The organism is Nocardioides sp., from assembly GCF_036401255.1.
Lineage (GTDB): Bacteria > Actinomycetota > Actinomycetes > Propionibacteriales > Nocardioidaceae > Nocardioides.
The window spans coordinates 1-3,315 of the sequence record NZ_DASWVI010000195.1; the positions used below are offsets into that span (position 1 = coordinate 1).

5 protein-coding genes are annotated in these 3,315 nt (G+C 75.1%); all 5 read right to left on the minus strand.

From position 1 onward, the window contains the following. The coding region (locus VGD85_RS09215) for a hypothetical protein (RefSeq protein WP_331063154.1) at positions 1–208 on the minus strand (208 nt) is incomplete at its 3' end. Then, a complete protein-coding gene (locus VGD85_RS09220; RefSeq protein WP_331063155.1) occupies positions 205–1,209 on the minus strand; it encodes a transglycosylase SLT domain-containing protein in 1,005 nt (334 codons plus the stop codon). The genes VGD85_RS09220 and VGD85_RS09215, both read right to left, overlap by 4 nt. Continuing rightward, positions 1,206–1,664, minus strand: a complete 459-nt coding sequence (locus VGD85_RS09225; protein ID WP_331063156.1) for a flagellar FliJ family protein — start codon at positions 1,662–1,664, stop codon at positions 1,206–1,208. The genes VGD85_RS09220 and VGD85_RS09225 overlap by 4 nt, the downstream gene beginning before the upstream one ends. After that, positions 1,661–2,968: a FliI/YscN family ATPase gene (locus VGD85_RS09230; RefSeq protein WP_331063157.1), complete on the minus strand. Its 1,308-nt coding sequence runs from the start codon at positions 2,966–2,968 to the stop codon at positions 1,661–1,663. Before VGD85_RS09230 ends, VGD85_RS09225 begins: the two co-directional genes overlap by 4 nt. Continuing rightward, the coding region (locus VGD85_RS09235) for a FliH/SctL family protein (RefSeq protein ID WP_331063158.1) at positions 2,965–3,315 on the minus strand (351 nt) is incomplete at its 5' end. The genes VGD85_RS09230 and VGD85_RS09235, both read right to left, overlap by 4 nt.

The window sequence follows — 3,315 nt, forward strand, 5'->3', positions numbered from 1 at the left end:
CGGCGGCCTCGGTGGTCGGGTCGCCCGGCAGTGCCGGGACTCCGCCCTGGGCGGGCCCGCCGGGGGTGCCGGTTCCGGACGGACCGGCGTCGAGGAGGGCCTGCACGAGCGCGACGAACCCGTCGGTGCCGGTGCCGGTGCCGCGGGCGTCGCCGGCGGCAGGGTCGGTGGCGGTCACGGTGGGTGCGCCGATGGAGGTGATGGTCATGCGGCTGCTCCCAACATCGACATGACGGATCGGACGTAGTTCTTGGTCTCCGGGTACGGCGGGATGCCGTCGTAGCGGAGGACGGCGCCCGGACCCGCGTTGTAGGCGGCGAGGGCGAGCGGGGTGCTGCCGAACCGGTCGAGCAGGCTGCTCAGCAGCCGCGCGGCACCGTCGACCGCCTGGGTGGGGTTGTACGGGTCGTCGACGCCGAGCCCGGCCGCGGTGCCCGGCATCAGCTGCATGAGGCCCTGGGCGCCCGCGGGACTGGTGGCGTTCGGGTTGTAGCCGGACTCCTGGCGCGCGACGGCGGCGAGGAGGGCGGGACTGACGCCGTACCGCTGACCGGCGGTCTCGAAGAGCGTGGCGTACGGCGTCCCGGTGGCGACCCGTCCGACCGCACCGGCGGCGACCGGTCCGGGCGAGATCGAGCCGGCGGGGCTGATCGGACCGGTGCCGACCGACCCGGTGCCGGCTGCCGAGGTCTCCGGAAGGATCCGCCGGATCGCGCTCGGCGTCTCGTAGACGGGGCCGATGCGCACGTCCAGGCCGGGGCGGGGCGCCTCGATCATCTGGTTGTCGCCGATGTAGATCCCGACGTGGTGCACGGGGGAGCCGAAGGCGAGGATGTCGCCCGGTTGGGCGTTCGCGAGGCCGCCGCTGACCGGTCGGCCCGCCTGGGCCTGCTGGTAGGACACCCGCGGCAGCTCGTACCCCAGGTCCTGGTAGACCCGCTGCACCAGTCCGGAGCAGTCCAGGCCCTTGCTGGGGTCGGTCCCGCCCCACACGTAGGGCACACCGAGGTACTTCTTCGCGGCGGTGACGACGGCCTCGCCGCCCGCCGACCCGGTCGAGCCGAGCGCGGTGGCGTCGCCGGTCGCGACGGCGCGGCTGAGCGAGGTCGCGAACGCCGCCGACGTGGCGCTGCTCGTGGCCGGCGGCGAAAGCAGCGCCAGCTGGGACTGGATCTCGCTGATCCGGGAGGTGACCTCGGCGATGCTCACGACGCCTCCGTGGCGCGCTCACCGAGCGCCTGGGCACGGCGCCAGAGCTCCTGGCCGATCGAGTCGAGCTCACGGTTCTCGCGGCGGCGCCGTTCCTCGCGGACGGCGGCGGCGCGGCGGGCGATGAGCGACTCGACGGCCGCCAGCCGGCTGCGGTCCTCGACCCAGCGGTTGCGGGCGGCCAGCGCGAGCTGCTGGGCGGAGGCGTGGGCGGCCCGCGCGTCGGCGAGCGCCGCCGTGAGGGCCTCGATGCGGTGCTGCCGGGCCCGGAACTCGGCCAGTTCACTGGTCGAGGTGCCCGGCGTGGTCGTGATCTGCTCCTCGAGGGCGCGCACCTGCGCCGCGGCGGCGTTCTCCTCGATCAGCGCGGTCGCGAGGCCGAGACGGCTGTCGCGCTCGCGCAGGCTGCGCAGCCGGACCAGGCCGCGCAGGTTCGTCTCACCGTGACGGGTCATGGGTTCACCAGCTCGTGCAGGGCGGACCAGGTGTCCGCGGTGGGCGTGACGTCAGCCATGTCCTGACGCAGGAAGTCGTTGATGCGCGGCATCAGGGCCAGCGCCTGGTCGGCGTCGGCGTCGGTGCCCGCGACGTAGGCGCCGATCTCGACCAGCTCGCGCACGGAGCGGTACGCCGCCAGCAGCTGCCGCAGCCGGGTGGCGTCCTGCTTGCCCTCGGTGGCGATGATCGCCGAGGCGACGCGGGAGATCGACTCCAGGACGTCGATGCTGGGGAAGTGCCCGGAGGTCGCGAGGTCGCGGGAGAGCACCACGTGACCGTCGAGGATCGACCGGGCGGAGTCGCCGACCGGGTCCTGCAGGTCGTCGCCCTCGACGAGCACCGTGTAGAGCCCGGTGATCGAGCCGTCGGGCGAGGTGCCGGCGCGCTCGAGGAGCCGGGGCAGCAGTGCGAACACGCTGGGCGGGAAGCCACGGGTCGCGGGCGGCTCGCCGGCGGACAGCCCGATCTCGCGCTGGGCGAGCGCCACGCGGGTGAGGCTGTCCATCATCAGCACGACGTGCCGGCCCGAGTCGCGGAACCACTCCGCGATCCGGGTCGCGACGAAGGCGGCGCGGAGCCGGACCACCGGCGGCTCGTCGGAGGTGGCGACGACGACGATCGAGCGGCGCAGACCCTCGGGGCCGAGGTCGTTCTCGAGGAACTCGCGGACCTCGCGGCCGCGCTCCCCGATCAGCGCGATCACCGAGATCTCGGCGTCGGTGCCGCGGGCGATCATCGACAGCAGGCTCGACTTGCCGACGCCCGACCCGGCCATGATGCCGAGCCGCTGTCCGCGGCCGCAGGAGATCAGCGAGTCCATGGCGCGTACGCCGAGGCCGAGCTGCTGGTCGATCCGGGGCCGGGTCAGCGCGGCCGGCGGGAGGTTGTCGACGACGACGGTCGGGAGGGCGTCGAGGGTCGGGCCGTCGTCCATCGGTCGCCCGAGGCCGTCGAGGACCCGGCCGCGCAGGGCCTCGCCGACCGGGATCCGCAGGCCCTCGCCACGCCCGATGACGTAGTCGCCGGCACGCAGCCCGGTGGTGTCGCCGAGCGGCAGGCAGGTCAGCAGGCCGTCACCGCTGGCGACGACCTCCACCGGCACCGGGCCGGCGAGACCCTGGACCTCGAGCAGGTCGCCGAGGGCGGCGGTCACGCCGGAGATGGTCACGCGCAGGCCGAGCAGGCCGACGACGCGGCCGAGGCGGAGCGGCCGGACGGCGAGACGTGCCCGGTCGCGGGTCTCGTCGAGGATCGCGCTCACCGGAGCACCTCCCGGAGCCGCTCGAGGGCCGAGGTGACGCACAGGTCCACGGCCGTCCGGTCGGTCTCGACGACGGCGTCGCCGGGCTGGAGGTCGGGGTCGGCGACGAGCCGCACGCCGTGCTCGACCAGCAGGCCGGCGGCGTTGGAGGCGGCGGTCGCGGGGTGCACCCGGACGACCACGCCGGGCTCGTCGGGGAGCGCGGAGAGGACCCGCGCGATGACGGCCGCGCCGGGGTCGGCCGCGGCGGCGAGCTCGTGGCCGACCAGGTCGCGGGTGAGCTCGAAGGCGAGCTCGGTGGCCTGGTCGGCGATCTGGGCGGTGGCCTCGCGGGTGGCGGCGCGCAG